Source organism: Streptomyces sp. NPDC015130 (assembly GCF_043080005.1).
GTDB lineage: Bacteria > Actinomycetota > Actinomycetes > Streptomycetales > Streptomycetaceae > Streptomyces.
Genome location: NZ_JBIBVC010000011.1, coordinates 226439 through 241746 on the forward strand (window position 1 = coordinate 226439; position 15308 = coordinate 241746).

13 protein-coding genes and 1 tRNA gene are annotated in these 15308 nt (G+C 71.2%); 8 read left to right on the top strand and 6 right to left on the bottom strand.

Annotated elements, in window-relative coordinates; translation table 11 throughout:
* Positions 1-20 precede the first annotated feature (20 nt).
* The 4 genes from ACF08F_RS23945 to ACF08F_RS23960 all read left to right on the top strand — a co-directional run bounded on the left by ACF08F_RS23945 (position 21) and on the right by ACF08F_RS23960 (position 4747).
* Positions 21-566, top strand: coding sequence for a DUF501 domain-containing protein (locus tag ACF08F_RS23945; RefSeq protein ID WP_392300571.1), 546 nt, complete (start codon positions 21-23; stop codon positions 564-566).
* The gene (locus tag ACF08F_RS23950; protein WP_392300572.1) at positions 563-1477 is read left to right on the top strand and encodes an exopolyphosphatase; all 915 of its coding nucleotides are present in this window, start codon (positions 563-565) and stop codon (positions 1475-1477) included. The genes ACF08F_RS23945 and ACF08F_RS23950 overlap by 4 nt, the downstream gene beginning before the upstream one ends.
* 370 nt (positions 1478-1847) lie before the next feature.
* The gene (locus ACF08F_RS23955) at positions 1848-3233 is read left to right on the top strand and encodes an NAD(P)/FAD-dependent oxidoreductase (protein WP_392300573.1); all 1386 of its coding nucleotides are present in this window, start codon (positions 1848-1850) and stop codon (positions 3231-3233) included.
* A 203-nt stretch (positions 3234-3436) separates the two neighbouring features.
* A complete protein-coding gene (locus ACF08F_RS23960; protein WP_392300574.1) occupies positions 3437-4747 on the top strand; it encodes a class I SAM-dependent methyltransferase in 1311 nt (436 codons plus the stop codon).
* Between the two features lie 66 nt (positions 4748-4813).
* On the opposite strand, the gene ACF08F_RS23965 is transcribed toward ACF08F_RS23960, so the two are convergent.
* Both ACF08F_RS23965 and ACF08F_RS23970 read right to left on the bottom strand, forming a co-directional pair.
* The gene (locus tag ACF08F_RS23965; RefSeq protein ID WP_392300575.1) at positions 4814-7345 is read right to left on the bottom strand and encodes an ABC transporter permease; all 2532 of its coding nucleotides are present in this window, start codon (positions 7343-7345) and stop codon (positions 4814-4816) included.
* 55 nt (positions 7346-7400) lie between these two features.
* Positions 7401-8171, bottom strand: coding sequence for an ABC transporter ATP-binding protein (locus ACF08F_RS23970; RefSeq protein WP_055643093.1), 771 nt, complete (start codon positions 8169-8171; stop codon positions 7401-7403).
* A gap of 379 nt (positions 8172-8550) precedes the next feature.
* Between ACF08F_RS23970 and ACF08F_RS23975 the strand changes: the two genes are divergently transcribed.
* Positions 8551-8637, top strand: a tRNA-Leu gene (locus ACF08F_RS23975).
* A 162-nt stretch (positions 8638-8799) separates the two neighbouring features.
* On the top strand, positions 8800-9699 hold the full coding sequence (locus tag ACF08F_RS23980) for a Bax inhibitor-1/YccA family protein (RefSeq protein WP_392300576.1): 900 nt from the start codon (positions 8800-8802) through the stop codon (positions 9697-9699).
* A 73-nt stretch (positions 9700-9772) separates the two neighbouring features.
* On the opposite strand, the gene ACF08F_RS23985 is transcribed toward ACF08F_RS23980, so the two are convergent.
* Complete coding sequence (locus ACF08F_RS23985; RefSeq protein ID WP_392300577.1) at positions 9773-10327, bottom strand: TetR/AcrR family transcriptional regulator; 555 nt, start codon at positions 10325-10327, stop codon at positions 9773-9775.
* Between the two features lie 109 nt (positions 10328-10436).
* Here ACF08F_RS23985 and ACF08F_RS23990 point away from each other — a divergent pair, with 109 nt between their 5' ends.
* Both ACF08F_RS23990 and ACF08F_RS23995 read left to right on the top strand, forming a co-directional pair.
* Positions 10437-11309: an alpha/beta fold hydrolase gene (locus tag ACF08F_RS23990; RefSeq protein WP_392300578.1), complete on the top strand. Its 873-nt coding sequence runs from the start codon at positions 10437-10439 to the stop codon at positions 11307-11309.
* 14 nt (positions 11310-11323) lie between these two features.
* Complete coding sequence (locus ACF08F_RS23995; RefSeq protein WP_392300579.1) at positions 11324-11653, top strand: hypothetical protein; 330 nt, start codon at positions 11324-11326, stop codon at positions 11651-11653.
* 116 nt (positions 11654-11769) lie between these two features.
* Here ACF08F_RS23995 and ACF08F_RS24000 read toward each other — a convergent pair whose 3' ends face one another.
* The 3 genes from ACF08F_RS24000 to ACF08F_RS24010 all read right to left on the bottom strand — a co-directional run bounded on the left by ACF08F_RS24000 (position 11770) and on the right by ACF08F_RS24010 (position 15187).
* Positions 11770-12597, bottom strand: a complete 828-nt coding sequence (locus ACF08F_RS24000) for a hypothetical protein (RefSeq protein WP_392300580.1) — start codon at positions 12595-12597, stop codon at positions 11770-11772.
* 235 nt (positions 12598-12832) lie between these two features.
* A complete protein-coding gene (locus ACF08F_RS24005) occupies positions 12833-14053 on the bottom strand; it encodes an acetyl-CoA C-acetyltransferase (protein WP_392300581.1) in 1221 nt (406 codons plus the stop codon).
* Positions 14054-14188: 135 nt separating this feature from the next.
* Positions 14189-15187: an SGNH/GDSL hydrolase family protein gene (locus ACF08F_RS24010; RefSeq protein ID WP_392300582.1), complete on the bottom strand. Its 999-nt coding sequence runs from the start codon at positions 15185-15187 to the stop codon at positions 14189-14191.
* Positions 15188-15308 lie beyond the last annotated feature (121 nt).

The window sequence follows — 15308 nt, forward strand, 5'->3', positions numbered from 1 at the left end:
CGAGCAAGGCAACCGAAGACATGGAAACGCCCCCTCCGCAGACCGAACGCACCGAGCCCACCGCGACGGACATCGCCGCCTTCGAGCTCCAGCTCGGCCGGCCGCCGCGCGGCCTGCGCGCCATCGCGCACCGCTGCCCGTGCGGCAACCCGGACGTCGTCGAGACCGCGCCGCGCCTCCCCGACGGCACGCCGTTCCCGACCACGTACTACCTGACCTGCCCCCGGGCGGCCTCCGCCATCGGCACCCTGGAGGCCAACGGGGTCATGAAGGAGATGCAGGCCCGGCTCGCCACCGACCCCGAGCTGGCCGCCGCCTACCGCGCCGCGCACGAGGACTACCTCGCCCGCCGCGACGCGATCGAGGTCCTGGAGGGCTTCCCGAGCGCCGGCGGCATGCCGGACCGCGTGAAGTGCCTGCACGTCCTCGTCGGCCACTCGCTGGTCGCGGGCCCGGGCGTCAACCCCTTCGGCGACGAGGCCCTCGCGATGCTGCCGGAGTGGTGGGCGAAGGGCGCGTGCGTGAACCCCTGCGCCGACAAGGAAGAGAAGGAGTCCGCGGAATGACCCGGGTCGCCGGAATCGACTGCGGTACGAACTCGATCCGCCTCCTCGTCGCCGACGTGCACCCGGAGACGGGCGACCTCGTCGAGCTGGACCGGCGGATGACGATCGTCCGGCTCGGCCAGGGCGTCGACAGGACGGGGCGCCTCGCGCCCGAGGCGCTGGAGCGCACCTTCGCGGCCTGCCGCGAGTACGCCGAGGTCATCAAGGAGCTGGGCGCCGAGAAGCTCCGCTTCGTCGCCACCTCCGCCTCCCGCGACGCGGAGAACCGCGACGAGTTCGTGAACGGGGTCGTGGAGATCCTGGGCGTCGAGCCCGAGGTGATCACCGGCGACCAGGAGGCCGCGTTCTCCTTCACCGGTGCCACCGGCGAGCTGCACGGCACGGAGACGTACCTCGTCGTGGACATCGGCGGCGGCTCGACCGAGTTCGTCACCGGCAACAAGCACGTCGAGGCGGCCCGCTCCGTCGACATCGGCTGCGTCCGGCTGACCGAGCGGCACGTCCGCCACGACCCGCCGACCGCCGAGGAGGTCGACGCGATCCGCGCCGACGTCCGGTCCGCGCTCGACCTGGCCGCGGAGACCGTGCCGATCGGCACGGCCGAGACCCTCGTCGGGCTCGCCGGCTCGGTCACCACCGTCGCCGCGATCGCCCTCGGCCTCCCGGAGTACGACTCCGAGAAGATCCACCACGCGCGGATCTCCGCCGAGCGCGTCGCCGAGGTCACCGGCCGGCTCCTCGCCTCCACGCACGACGAGCGGGCCGCGATCCCCGTCATCCACCCCGGCCGGGTCGACGTGATCATCGCCGGGGCGCTCGTCCTGAGCGAGATCATGGAGCGCGTCGGAGCGAGCGAGGTCGTCGTCAGCGAGCACGACATTCTCGATGGGATCGCCCTATCCGTCGCATAGTGGGCGCCTATCGAGCCCTCCGGCGACACCCTGTCGGAAAAGGTTCGTGAAGTTCTTCACAAGGAAAAGGGCCCTGACGGCGCCCGAGGAGGGTCTTTAGCCCCTCCGAGGGGCGTCTCAGGGCCCTTTCGCAGGTTCGGGGGCCACTTCGCTCGTTGTTTCCATCGCGTGAACGCATCTGGTGGTTCAGCGTTAACGAGGGCTCTCCAGGCCAGTTCACAAGGGGTGAACAACGTTCACCGGCGCACCCCGGTTCCTTTGCAGCGCCATGACATGGATCACGTGGGCGGCGGAGTGTAGCAGAGGTCCGCCAGGACCTTGTGAAGGGGCGCACGAGCACCCCCCCAGTGCGGGGTGGATACTCGATCCCATGAGCACCACGGAGCGTCCCAGGATCCTCGTAGTAGGCGGCGGGTACGTAGGCCTGTACGCAGCTCGGCGCATCCTCAAGAAGATGCGCTACGCGGAAGCGACCGTCACGGTCGTCGACCCGCGGTCGTACATGACCTATCAGCCCTTCCTGCCCGAAGCCGCCGCCGGCAGCATCTCGCCGCGTCACGTCGTCGTCCCGCTGCGACGCGTCGTCCGCGGAGCGGAGGTGCTCACCGGCCGGGTCACCACCATCGACCAGGACCGCAAGGTCGCCACGATCTCGCCGCTCGTCGGCGAGGCGTACGAGCTGCCTTTCGACTTCCTCGTCATCGCCATGGGCGCGGTCTCCCGCACCTTCCCGATCCCCGGTCTCGCCGAGCAGGGCATCGGCATGAAGGGCATCGAGGAGGCCATCGGCCTGCGCAACCACGTCCTCGAGCAGCTCGACAAGGCCGACTCGACCACCGATGAGGAGGTCCGCCGCAAGGCGCTGACCTTCGTCTTCGTCGGCGGTGGCTTCGCCGGCGCCGAGACGATCGGCGAGGTCGAGGACATGGCCCGCGACGCCGCGAAGTACTACCAGAACGTGAAGCGCGAGGACATGCGCTTCATCCTGGTCGACGCCGCGGACAAGATCCTTCCCGAGGTCGGCCCCAAGCTCGGCCAGTACGGCAAGGAGCACCTGGAGTCCCGCGGGATCGAGATCTACCTCGAGACCTCCATGGACTCCTGCGTCGACGGCCACGTCGTGCTGAAGAACGGCCTCGAGGTCGACTCCAGCACGATCGTGTGGACCGCCGGCGTGAAGCCGAACCCGGCGCTCTCCCGCTTCGGTCTGCCGCTCGGCCCCCGCGGCCACGTGGACTGCAACGAGAAGCTCCAGATCAACGGCCTGGACTACGCCTGGGCCGCGGGCGACAACGCCCAGGTCCCGGACCTGGCCGCGGTCAAGGCCGGCGTCCCGGTCGAGCGCGCCTGGTGCCCGCCGAACGCCCAGCACGCCCTGCGCCAGGCCAAGGTCCTCGGCGACAACGTGGTGGCCGGCATGCGCGGCTTCCCGCAGAAGGAGTACAGCCACGCCAACAAGGGCGCGGTGGCCGGACTCGGTCTGCACAAGGGCGTCGCCATGATCGTCATGGGCAAGGTGAAGATCAAGCTCAAGGGCCGTCTCGCCTGGTACATGCACCGTGGCTACCACGGCATGGCCATGCCGACCTGGAACCGCAAGATCCGTGTCTTCGCCGACTGGACCCTCGGCATGTTCCTCAAGCGCGAGGTCGTCTCGCTCGGCGCCATGGAGACGCCGCGCGAGGAGTTCTACGAGGCCGCCAAGCCCGCCCCCGCCCCGGCCGCCCCGGTGCAGGAGAAGGCCAAGGCCTCCTGAGGCACGGCAGTACGCCACAGCAGTACGCGTAGGACCCGCAGTACCCGCAACACCCCGTCAAGGGCCGTCCGCCATCCGTGGTGCGGACGGCCCTTCGCGTGTTTTGCCGACTCCTTGCGCTGTGCCGGGAAGGCAAACGCCTACGCAGGGTGTTCCCTTGGTGACGAGCATTTCTGGGGCACGAGATCACGGAGGTGTGCACCATGGCCGACGCCGCGTCGCGGCTGACGACACTCGCCGAGGAACTCCTCGGAGGACCGCTGCCGGTGCGGCTGCGGGCCTGGGACGGCAGCGAGGCCGGACCCGCGGGGGCTCCCGTCCTGATCGTCCGCGACCGCCGCGCCCTGCGGAGAATGATCTGGAGGCCCGGCGAACTGGGCCTGGCCCGCGCCTGGGTGGCCGGGGAGCTCGACGTCGAGGGAGACCTGTACGAGGTCCTGGACCGGCTCTCGGGTCTCCTCTGGGAGCGCCCCGAGGACACCAGGAGCCGCCTCGCGGCCCTGCGGGACTCCGTACGCGACCCGCGGCTCCGCGCCGCCGCCCGCGCCCTGCTGCGGCTCGCCGGGCCCCTGCCGCCCCCGCCGCCGCCCGCCGAGGAGATGCGCGGCCGCAGCGGCCGCAGCCACAGCAGGCGCCGCGACAAGCAGGCGATCAGTCACCACTACGACGTGGGCAACGACTTCTACGAGATCGTCCTCGGTCCGTCCATGGTGTACTCCTGCGCCTACTGGACGCCCGACGGCACCCTGGAGGACGCCCAGCGCGACAAGCTGGACCTCATCGCCCGCAAGCTGAACCTGGCGGAGGGCGACCGGCTCCTCGACGTGGGCTGCGGCTGGGGCTCCATGGGCATCCACGCCGCCCGCGAGTACGGCGCCAAGGTCGTCGGCATCACCCTCTCCCGCGAGCAGGCGGCGTACGCCCGCAAGCGCGTCGCCGACGAGGGCCTCACGGACCTGGTCGAGATCCGCGTCCAGGACTACCGGGACGTCGCGGACGGCCCGTACGACGCGATCTCGTCGATCGGCATGGCCGAGCACGTCGGGGCCGTGCGGTACCGGGAGTACGCCGACACCCTGTACGGGCTCCTCAGACCCGGCGGACGGCTCCTGAACCACCAGATCTCGCGCCGCCCCGAGCCCGACGAGACGGCCTACGAGATCGACCCCTTCATCGACGCGTACGTCTTCCCCGACGGCGAGCTCGCCCCCATGGGCCGCACCCTGTCCACCCTGGAGGACGCCGGCTTCGAGGTCCGGGACGTCGAGGCGATCCGCGAGCACTACGCGCTGACGCTCCGCCGCTGGGTGGCCAACCTGGAGCGTGACTGGGACCGGGCGGTCCGGCTCACCTCGCCCGGCCGGGCCCGCATCTGGCGGCTCTACATGGCGGCCTCCGCCGTCTCCTTCGAGCGCAACCGGATCGGCGTGAACCAGTTCCTCGCCGTGAAGACCCCGGTGTCGGGGCGGAGCGGGACGGCGCTGCGGCCGCGCGTCTGGAACGAGCGGCCCTGACCCCCGTACGCACGCGAAGGGCCGGCCTCCCCGGGTGGGGAGACCGGCCCTTCGGCCCGTGTCGGGCTACTCGGCCTTGATCGCGGAGAGCATGTTCAGCTTCGCCGCGCTGCGGGCCGGCCACAGGGAGGCGAGGACGCCGACCAGGGCCGCCAGGACCAGGAAGAGTCCGATCCGGTCCCAGGGCAGGACCAGGACGTAGCCCGGCAGGCTGCTCTTGAAGGTCTCGCCGATCGCCCAGCCGAGGAACGAGCCGAGACCGATGCCGACGACCGCGCCGAACACCGAGATGACCACGGCCTCCAGACGGACCATCCGCTTCACGCGGCGCCGGTCGAGACCGATCGCCCGCAGCATGCCGATCTCCTGCTGGCGCTCGAAGACCGACATCGCGAGGGTGTTCACGACACCGAGGACGGCGATGATCAGGGCCATGCCCAGCAGGCCGTACATGATGTTGAGCAGCATGTTGATCGGGCCGCCGAAGGAGTCACGGATGTCCTTGTGGTCCATCACCGTGATCGCCGGGTTGTCGCCCATGGCCTTCGACAGGGCCCGCTCGTGGGCCGCGCTCGCGCCGCCGTCCGTGGAGACGAAGATCTGGCGGATGGACGCCTGCTCCTCGTGCGCGGTGACCAGCTTCCGGTCGGCCATGACCGGCGAGACGAACTCGTTGGCCTTGTAGACGGCGCCGACGGTCAGCTTGCCCTTCTGCTTGTCGAGGAACTCGGCCGGGACGGTGTCGCCGACCTTCAGACCGCGCTTCGTGGCGACGTCGTCGTCGACGGCGATCGTGTTCCCGCCCAGGGAGGACAGCGAGCCCTTCAGGACGTCCAGCTTGAGGACCTTCTCGATGGCCCCGGGGGTGACGCCGGAGACCGAGACGTAGTCGCCCTTCAGCTCGAAGGCGCCGGCCTGCTGCGGGGAGACCGCGGTGACGCCGGGGGCCTTCTGCAGGGCGGTGAGCGCCTCCGTGCTCAGCCCGTCGCCGCTGGCCATGGTGACCATGTAGTCGGCCTTGATCTGGTCGGTCGTCACCTTGTCGAGGGCCGAGCCGACCGTGGCGCCGAGCACCGAGAGGCCGGTGACCAGGGTCAGGCCGATGGCGAGCGCGGAGGCGGTGGCGCCGGTGCGGCGCGGGTTGCGGACCGCGTTCAGGCCGGCGAGCTTGCCGGAGACCCCGAAGAGCTTCACGAAGACCGGGCGGATCAGGGCGATCACGGGCCGGGACAGGAACGGGATGAGCACGATCACGCCGATGAGCGTGAGGAAGGCACCGCCCGCGATGAGCATGCGGCCGTCGTCGCCGCCCTGGCCGGCGCCGAGCACGATCAGGACGACACCGAGCGCGGTGAGCGCGGCACCGATGGAGTTCCGCACGACGAGCGACTTGGTGCTCGCGGTGGCGTGGACGCTGCTCATGGCGGCGACCGGCGGGATCTTCGCGGCGCGGCGGCCGGGCAGCCAGGCGGCGAGCATCGTGATCAGGACACCCACGGCGAAGGCGCTGAGGGCCGGGGTGGCGCCCAGGACCAGGTCGCCGGCCGGGACCTTCATGTCGAAGGCGCTCATGGCCGAGCGGAGCCCGGCGGCCAGGCCGATGCCGAGGGCGTAGCCGACGGCGGAGGCGACCAGGCCGACGAGGCCGGCCTCGGCGAGGACCGAGCGGGTGATCTGCTTGCGCGAGGCACCGACCGCGCGCATCAGGGCCAGTTCCTTGGTGCGCTGGGCGACCAGCATCGTGAAGGTGTTGGAGATCAGGAAGACGCCGACGAAGAGGGCGATGCCGGCGAAGCCGAGGAGGACCTGGTTGAGGGCGCCGAGGCCGGCCTCGATGTCCTTGGCCTGCTGGTCGGCGAGGGCCTGGCCGGTCTGCGCGGTGGCGGCCTTCGGGACGACCTTCAGGACCTCGTCGAGGAGCTTGCCGTCGTCCGTGCCGGGGGCGGCGGTGACGGTCAGGTTCTGGAAGAAGCCGGGCTTCAGGTAGAGCTTCTGGGCGACGGCGGTGTCGAAGACGACGAGGCTGCCGCCGGCGTTGACGGCGCCGTCCTCGGTGGTGAAGACACCGGAGAGGGTGTACTCCTTCACCGGGCCGTTGGTGGCGACGCGGACGGTGTCGCCGACCTTGTAGCCGCCCTTGTCGGCGGTGTCCTTGTCGAGCGCGACCTGGCCGGCCGCGGCCGGGCCGTCGCCCGCGGTGAAGGTGAGGGCGCGGTCCTTGCCGTCCTTGCCGGGGGCGAAGTTGGTGCCCTTGTTGGACCAGCCGCTGCCGATCAGCTTGCCGTTCTTGTCGGGCACACCCGCGAAGCCGTCGACGCGCGGCGAGACGGAGGTGACCCCGTCGAGCTTCGCGACCTCGTCGACGTCCTGCTGGGAGAGCCCGGGGGCCTTGCGGGCCTGCTCGGGGTTCGGCCACATCTCGACGGCCACGGAGACGTCGTCGTAGCTCTTGGCCGACTGGTTGCGGAAGGCCTGGCCGAGGGTGTCGGTGAAGACGAGGGTGCCGGAGACGAAGGCCACGCCGAGCATCACGGCGAGGACGGTCATCAGCAGCCGCGCCTTGTGCGCGAGGACGTTGCGCAGGGCGGTACGGAACATGGGTGTGTCCTGGAGTCCTGGGAGAAGCGGGTGGGTACGGGGTGACGCGCGTGCGTCAGCTCGTACGGCCCTTGGCGTCGAAGGCCTTCATGCGGTCGAGCACCCCGTCGGCCGTCGGGTTCAGCATCTCGTCGACGATCCGGCCGTCCGCGAGGAAGATCACGCGGTCCGCGTAGGAGGCGGCGACCGGGTCGTGGGTGACCATGACGACGGTCTGGCCGAGCTCGCGGACCGAGTTGCGCAGGAAGCCCAGGACCTCGGCACCCGAGCGCGAGTCCAGGTTTCCGGTCGGCTCGTCACCGAAGATGATCTCGGGGCGGGAGGCCAGGGCGCGGGCCACGGCCACGCGCTGCTGCTGGCCGCCGGAGAGCTCGGTGGGGCGGTGGCTGAGGCGGGCGGAGAGGCCGAGCATGTCGATGACCTGCTGGACCCACTGCTTGTCGGCCTTGCGGCCGGCGATGTCCATCGGCAGCGTGATGTTCTCCAGGGCCGTCAGCGTCGGCAGCAGGTTGAAGGCCTGGAAGATGAAGCCGATCTTGTCCCGGCGGAGCTGCGTGAGCTGCTTGTCCTTGAGAGTGGAGAGCTCGGTCTCGCCGATCCGCACCGAGCCGGAGGAGAAGGAGTCCAGGCCGGCGACGCAGTGCATCAGGGTCGACTTGCCGGAGCCGGAGGGGCCCATGATCGCGGTGAACTCGCCCTGCCGGAAGTCGACGGTGACGTGGTCGAGCGCGACCACCTGGGTCTCGCCCTGTCCGTAGACCTTCGAGAGATCCGTGGCGCGGGCGGCCACCGCGGTGGCGCGGGACACGGTGGGGGTGGTGGTCACGAGGGGGACTCCTGTCACTGCGGGGCTGCTGCGGGAACCACTCCATCGTGTCGAGCGTTCCGGCCCGGGACGTCCGTCCACGTGCCCGTTCTCGGGGCAGACTCGAGTCGGACCGGAGCCCCCCGCACTCCTCCTGAGGTATGACGGCGCCCCCGAGAGTCGGCATCGCGCCGAGGTGACAGACGTGCGACGACTTTTCGTCATTCCGGTGGGCTCGCCTTTGCGCCTGCGACCCCTGTCACAGTTCGCCGAAAAGCCTCTCACCTGCACTGACGCACCCTCAAGCGTCAATAAAATAAGACAACATCGGGCCGATGTTCCGCTGAACGAGGGATAGGGCCCCGATAGGCTCCTGTGCCAACGCGGAGCTTCGCGCAACGCCCGGATGGTGGAATACGCAGACACGGCGAGCTTAAACCTCGCTGGCCCTCGGGCCGTACCGGTTCAAGTCCGGTTCCGGGCACCACCCCGGGCCGCAGGCGAGTGCCTGGGGCCCGGCGGCGCAGATCCCGATCAGCGCTCCCCTGTGTGCGGGAAAAGATCCTCCCCGAGCACTAGGGAGTTTCTTTTGCCTACGCATTACTCTTGACGCAAGGCCGCGCCGTGCGGTCTGCCATGGAGGAGTGAGATGAGGAGCAGCAACCCGGTCTTCTCGCGACGGGGGTTCAGCCGCGACAACGGCACCGCCGGCTTCGGCCAGCAGCCGCAGGCCGGGGGCCCCGCCGTAGGAACCAACCCCTACGCCACCGGTAACCCGTACGCCGAAGGCGCGACCAACCCGTACGCCACCAACCCGTACGCCCCGCAGGACGCGCAGGTGGGCGCCCCGCCGCAGGCCCGCGGCAACGTGATGACGATCGACGACGTCGTGAGCCGTACGGCCATGACGCTCGGCACGGTCGTGCTCACCGCCGTCCTGTCCTGGTTCCTGCTGCCGGTCGACTCGGCGAACCTGGGCAAGTCCTACGGCATCGCCATCGGCGCCGCCCTGGTCGCCTTCGTCCTGGCGATGGTGCAGTCCTTCAAGCGCAAGCCGTCCCCCGCGCTGATCCTGGGCTACGCCGCCTTCGAGGGCGTCTTCCTCGGTGTGATCTCGGCCGCCGTCTCGACGTACATCGCCGACGGCGTGGTCATCCAGGCGGTCCTGGGCACGATGGCGGTCTTCGCCGGTGTCCTGATCGCCTACAAGATGGGCTGGATCCGGGTCAACCGACGCTTCTACGGCTTCGTGATGGCCGCCGCCATGGGCTTCATGCTGCTCATGGTCGTCAACCTGCTGTTCGCCGTCTTCGCCGGCGGTGACGGCCTCGGCTTCCGCAGCGGTGGCCTCGGCATCCTCTTCGGTGTCATCGGCGTCATCCTGGGCGCCTGCTTCCTCGCCCTCGACTTCAAGCAGGTCGAGGACGGCGTGAACTACGGCGCCCCGCGCGAGGAGGCCTGGCTGGCCGCCTTCGGTCTCACCATGACCCTGGTGTGGATCTACCTGGAGATGCTGCGTCTGCTGTCGATCCTGCAGGGCGACGACTGACGCCTCTGAGCTCGGGGGAAGGGCCCGTCCGGCTTCGCGCCGGGCGGGCCCTTTCCGCGTTCCCGGACGCCCTCTACGCGGCGTCGAGGAGGACGCGGGCCGCGGCCTTCGCCTGGGCGGCGGGCTCGGGGGAGCCGGTGATGCCCGCGACGACCATGGCGCCGTTGGCGAGCAGGGCGAGCTGGTCGGCGAGGGCGGGCGGGGCGCCGAGGGCGTCCGTCTGCGCGGCCAGGTACGCCCGCAGGGCCTCCTTGTGGTCGCGGGCGAGGGTGGAGACGTTCGGGGCGACGCCGCCGAGCTCCCCGAAGGTGTTGATGAACGCGCAGCCGCGGAAGCCGGGTTCCGCGAACCAGGCGCCGAGCCAGTCGAAGACCGCGAGGGCCCGCTCGTACGGCCCGTCGGCGACCCGCTCCCCGTGCGCCGCGAGGGCCTCGCGCACGGCCTCGTCGCGCCGCCGCAGGACCGCCTCGACCAGCAGGTCCTTGGAGGGGAAGAGCTGGTAGAGGCGCTTGAGCGAGACCCCTGAGGCGGTGCGCAGCGCGTCCATGCCGACCGCCTGCACCCCGCGCTCGTCGAAGAGCCGCTCGGCGGTGTCGAGCACCTTCAGTTCGGCGGCTTCCGCATCCATCTGCCGATCACCCCTTGCGTAGAGAACCATCGTTCTCGTAGCCTACAGGGCATCGGGAGAACGATCGTTCTCCCGCCCGGCGCCACCACATCGGAAACGGGGAACCCGCATGTCCGCCTTCGCCCTGCGCGCCCGCACCGCCACCGTCGACGGGCTCGACGTCTTCTACCGGGAGGCCGGCGACCCGGCCGGTCCCACCCTCGTGCTGCTGCACGGCTTCCCGTCCAGCTCGCACATGTACCGCGGGCTCATGGCCGAGCTGGCCGACTCGTACCACCTGATCGCCCCGGACCACATCGGCTTCGGCGCCTCCGCCGCCCCGGCCGTCGAGGACTTCGCGTACAGCTTCGAGAAGCTCACCGAGATCACCCTCGGCCTCCTCGACCAGCTGGGCGTGGAGCGGTTCGCGCTCTACATCCAGGACTACGGGGCCCCCATCGGCCTGCGGATCGCCTCCCGGAACCCCGAGCGGGTCACCGCGATCGTCAGTCAGAGCGGCAACGCCTACCTGGAGGGCTTCACGCCCTTCTGGGACGTCCTCTTCGCCCACGCCAAGGACCGCGCGGCCAACGAGGCCGGGGTGCGGGAGCTGCTGACCGCCGAGGCCACCCGCTGGCAGTACACCCACGGCGTCCCGGCGGACCGGCTCGACCGGATCGCCCCGGAGACCTGGACCCTGGACCAGGCCGGCCTGGACCGGCCCGGGAACAAGGAGATCCAGCTCCAGCTCTTCTGGGACTACCAGTTCAACCTCGACGGCTACCCGGTCTTCCAGGAGTACTTCCGCACCCACCGGCCGCCGCTCCTCGCGGCCTGGGGGCGCGGCGACGAGATCTTCGGTCCCGCGGGCGCGTCGGCCTTCGCACGCGACCTGCCGGACGCCGAGATCCACCTGCTCGACGCCGGGCACTTCGCCCTGGAGACGCACGGGGAGGAGATCGCCGGGCTCGTCCGCGACTTCCTCGGCCGGCACGTGAAGTGACGTAGGGTCGCGGGGTGCTTGATACGAGTGAACTGACCGCGGCCGTCGAGCGCTTCGCCGACCGCCTGCGGGCCGCCCCGCAGAGCCGCCTCCAGCGCGGGGCGGCGGCCGAGGGGCTGGCGCTCGCCCGGGAGCTCTCGGTACGCGCCCAGCGCGCCGAGAACCCGGAGCGGGAGCCGCTGACGATGCCGGACGCGGGGGTCTTCACCGTCGCCGACCAGCTCGTCGTCGCCGGGACCGATCTGGCCGAGATCCTGCGAACGGCCCCGGCCGGTTCCCGCGCGGGGGAACTGGGCGAGGCCGTGAGGCTGGTACGGGAGGCGGCGGAGCGCTCGGGGCTCTAGGGCGTGTCCGGGGGGGGGCCGGCGGGCTTCTGCGGCGCGGACCCCGGACGTCCGGCGGTCGGAGGCCGTCGCGGCGCCCCGAGGCCCCCTGGGGCGGGTGGTGCGAGGGTGCGGAATCAGAGGGACGCGATGACGCGGTCCGCCAGGATGTAGACGTTCTCCTCGTCCGTGTCGCCGTACGAGAAGGTGAGCGCGAAGGCGCCGGAGACGCCCGAGCCGCCGAGCAGCACCGGGGAACGGCCGGAACGCAGGGCCTCGGCGAGGCGCTCCGCGGTCTCGCGGTGCCCCGGGGTCATACAGAGCGTCGTGCCGTCCGCGAAGACGTACACGTCCAGCGTGCCGAGCGGGCCCGGGCGCACGTCGGTCAGTTCCGTACGGGTGTCCGCGAGCTCTTCCAGGCGGGCCACCGTCCGCTCGTGGTCGGTGACGACCGGGGTCTGCACCGGCACGAAGTCCGGGTGCGAGGGGTGGCGGCGGCGGGCCGCGGCCAGCTCCGCGGAGTCCTCGGGGAACTCGTCCAGCGGGTCGGCGAGGTCGGCGACGCCGTCGAGTGCGGCGGCCTCGGCCTCCATCGCCTCCAGGGCCATCGCCTCCAGGCCCGCGAAGTCGGCCTGGCGCGGGACGTAGAAGGTGCCGTCCTCGACCGGGCCGCCGAGCCCGCCGAGCAGGGACGGGGCGTCCGCCGCGTCACGCGCCTCCTGTGCGGCCCAGAAGGCACGGGCCTCCGCGAGCTCGCGCTCGCGCTCCTCGGCCAGCGCCTCGGCGACCGCGGCCCGTATCTCCGCGGCGGGCGAGGTGCGCGCTGCGGGGACCGTGACGCCGCGGGCGGCGGCCAGCTCGGCGCGCAGGCCGGTGACCTCCTTGCGGAGACCGTGGACGGCGTGCAGGGCAGCAGCGCCCACGGCCGTGGCAGCGGCCGTGGTCAGCAGCAGGGCAAGAGACATGGCGCTCACTGACGTACTCCCGATTCCGAGTCGATCCCCCGACTTCCTACATCAGCTTGTCCTGGGGTGGTGCTCGCTGTCAGTGCATTACGTCACGAATTGGACAGGTATTTTGGCCGGGTGTTTAGTCCCGAAACCCCTCTGACCTGCGAATATGGACCTCCCCCGGGACGTAGGTCACATCCTGGGGGAGATTCGGTCACGGCTCGGACGCGGTGGGGTTAGCCCCGGTAGGTCAGGAGAGGCGCTCGATGACCATCGCCATGCCCTGGCCACCGCCGACGCACATGGTCTCCAGGCCGAACTGCTTGTCGTGGAACTGGAGGCTGTTGATGAGCGTGCCGGTGATCCGGGCGCCCGTCATGCCGAAGGGGTGGCCGACGGCGATCGCACCGCCGTTGACGTTCACCTTGTCCAGGTCCAGGCCGAGCTCCTGGTAGGACGGGATGACCTGGGCGGCGAAGGCCTCGTTGATCTCCGCCAGGTCGATGTCGCCGATGGTCAGGCCGGCGCGCTTGAGAGCCTGCTTCGAGGCCTCGACCGGGCCGAGGCCCATGATCTCGGGGGAGAGGCCGGAGACGCCGGTGGAGACGATGCGGGCGAGCGGGGTCAGGCCGAGCTCGCGGGCCTTCGTGTCCGACATGATCACGAGCGCGGCGGCGCCGTCGTTCAGCGGGCAGCAGTTGGCGGCGGTGACGAGGCCGTCGGGGCGGAAGACCGGCTTGAGGCCCTGCACGCCCTCCAGGGTGACGCCGGCGCGGGGGCCGTCGTCCGTGGAGACGACGGTGCCGTCCGGCAGCGTCACGGGGGTGATCTCGCGCTCCCAGAAGCCGTTCTTGATGGCCTGCTCGGCGAGGTTCTGCGAGCGGACGCCGAACTCGTCCATCTCCTGGCGGCTGATGCCCTTCAGGCGGGCCAGGTTCTCGGCGGTCTGGCCCATCGCGATGTACGCGTCCGGGACGATGCCGTCCTCGCGCGGGTCGTGCCAGGTGGAGCCCTCGGAGGCGGCGACCTCGGCGGTGCGGGCCTCGGCCTCGGCGAAGAACGGGTTGTGCGTGTCGGGCAGCGAGTCCGAGTTGCCCTTCACGAAGCGGGACACCATCTCGACGCCGGCCGAGATGAAGACGTCGCCCTCGCCCGCCTTGATCGCGTGCAGCGCCATGCGGGAGGTCTGCAGGGAGGAGGAGCAGTAGCGGGTGATCGTGCAGCCCGGGAGGTGGTCCATGCCCATGCGCACGGAGACGATCCGGCCCAGGTTGTTGCCCTGCTCGCCGCCGGGCAGACCGCAGCCCAGCATCAGGTCGTCGATGTCGCGCGGGTCCAGCTCGGGCACCTTCGCCAGGGCGGCCTCGACGATGGTCGCGGTGAGGTCGTCCGGCCGCAGGTCCTTGAGGGAGCCCTTGAAGGCCCGGCCGATGGGCGAGCGGGCGGTCGAGACGATCACGGCTTCGGGCATCACGGCTCCATGAGGGTGCGGAGGGGTCGGACTGAAAGGGAAGTTACCCGTACGTACCGCACGGGTCACCGCCCGGACGGTGTGACGCGGACCTCTTTTCTAAGCGAGCGCTCAGCCGCAGCCGGCCCGTACGGGTCAGGTCTGGGCGTCCTCCGGGGCCGGGGCCGGGGATTCCGCGGCGGGGAGGCGCCTGCGGCGGCGGTGCTTGAGGAGGGCCCACGGGGCGCGGGCGCCCGTGACCTCGGTGCCCGCCTCCTTCGCCGCCTCCGCCGCCGCCTTCGCCACCGGCAGGATGTTCTCCCGGCGCGCCGGCTCCAGCCGGTCCGATTCCGGCCAGGCGCCGAGCGCCACGCACAGCGTCGGCAGCACCGCCATCGCCGCCGTCGCGTACCCCTCCGCCGAGGGGTGGAAGTTGTCCACGCCGAACATCTCGCGCGGGTTCGCCGCGAACTCCGGGCCGAGCAGGTCGCCCAGCGACACCGTCCGCCCGCCCTGCTCCACCACCACGATCGTCTGCGCCGCCGCCAGCTGCCGCGAGGCCCGCCGGGCCAGCCAGCGCAGCGGCTGGTAGACCGGCTCGATCGTCCCCAGGTCCGGGCAGGTCCCGACGACCACCTCCGCGCCCGCCGTCCGCAGCCGCCGCACCGCCGCCGCCAGGTGCCGCACCGACTCCGTCGGCGACATCCGGTGCGTCACGTCGTTCGCCCCGATCATGATCACGCACACGTCGGGCGTCACCGGCTGGGACAGGAGCAGCGACACCTGGCGCTCCAGGTCGTCCGAGCGCGCCCCCGACAGCGCCACGTTCCGCAGGACCACCGGCCGCTCCGCGACCGCCGCGAGCCCCGAGGCGAGCAGCGCGCCCGGCGTCTGACCCGTGCGGCGGACCCCTTGGCCCGCCGCCGTGGAATCACCCAGAAGGGCCAGTCGCAGCGGCTCCTCCGTGCCGAACGCCCGGCCGTACAGGCCGTCCGCAACCGGCGGCAGGGGCGCCGTCCCGTTCCCCACCGACCGCTTCGCCAGCTGCATCTCGGTCAGCAGGAGCCCGACCGCCGCCACGCCGAGGAGACCGATGCTCCCGCCGCCGTACGCCGCACCCGCCGCGATCCGCCGTGCCACCCTCGCCCTCGACATGGGGGCCGTCACCTCCTCCGGGCCGCACGGACCCTTCAAGCCGTTCAGGGTCTAAGTGCCCCGTAACCCGCTCCGACTACGCATACGCTGGCCACACCATTACGGAGACCCCGGAGATTAC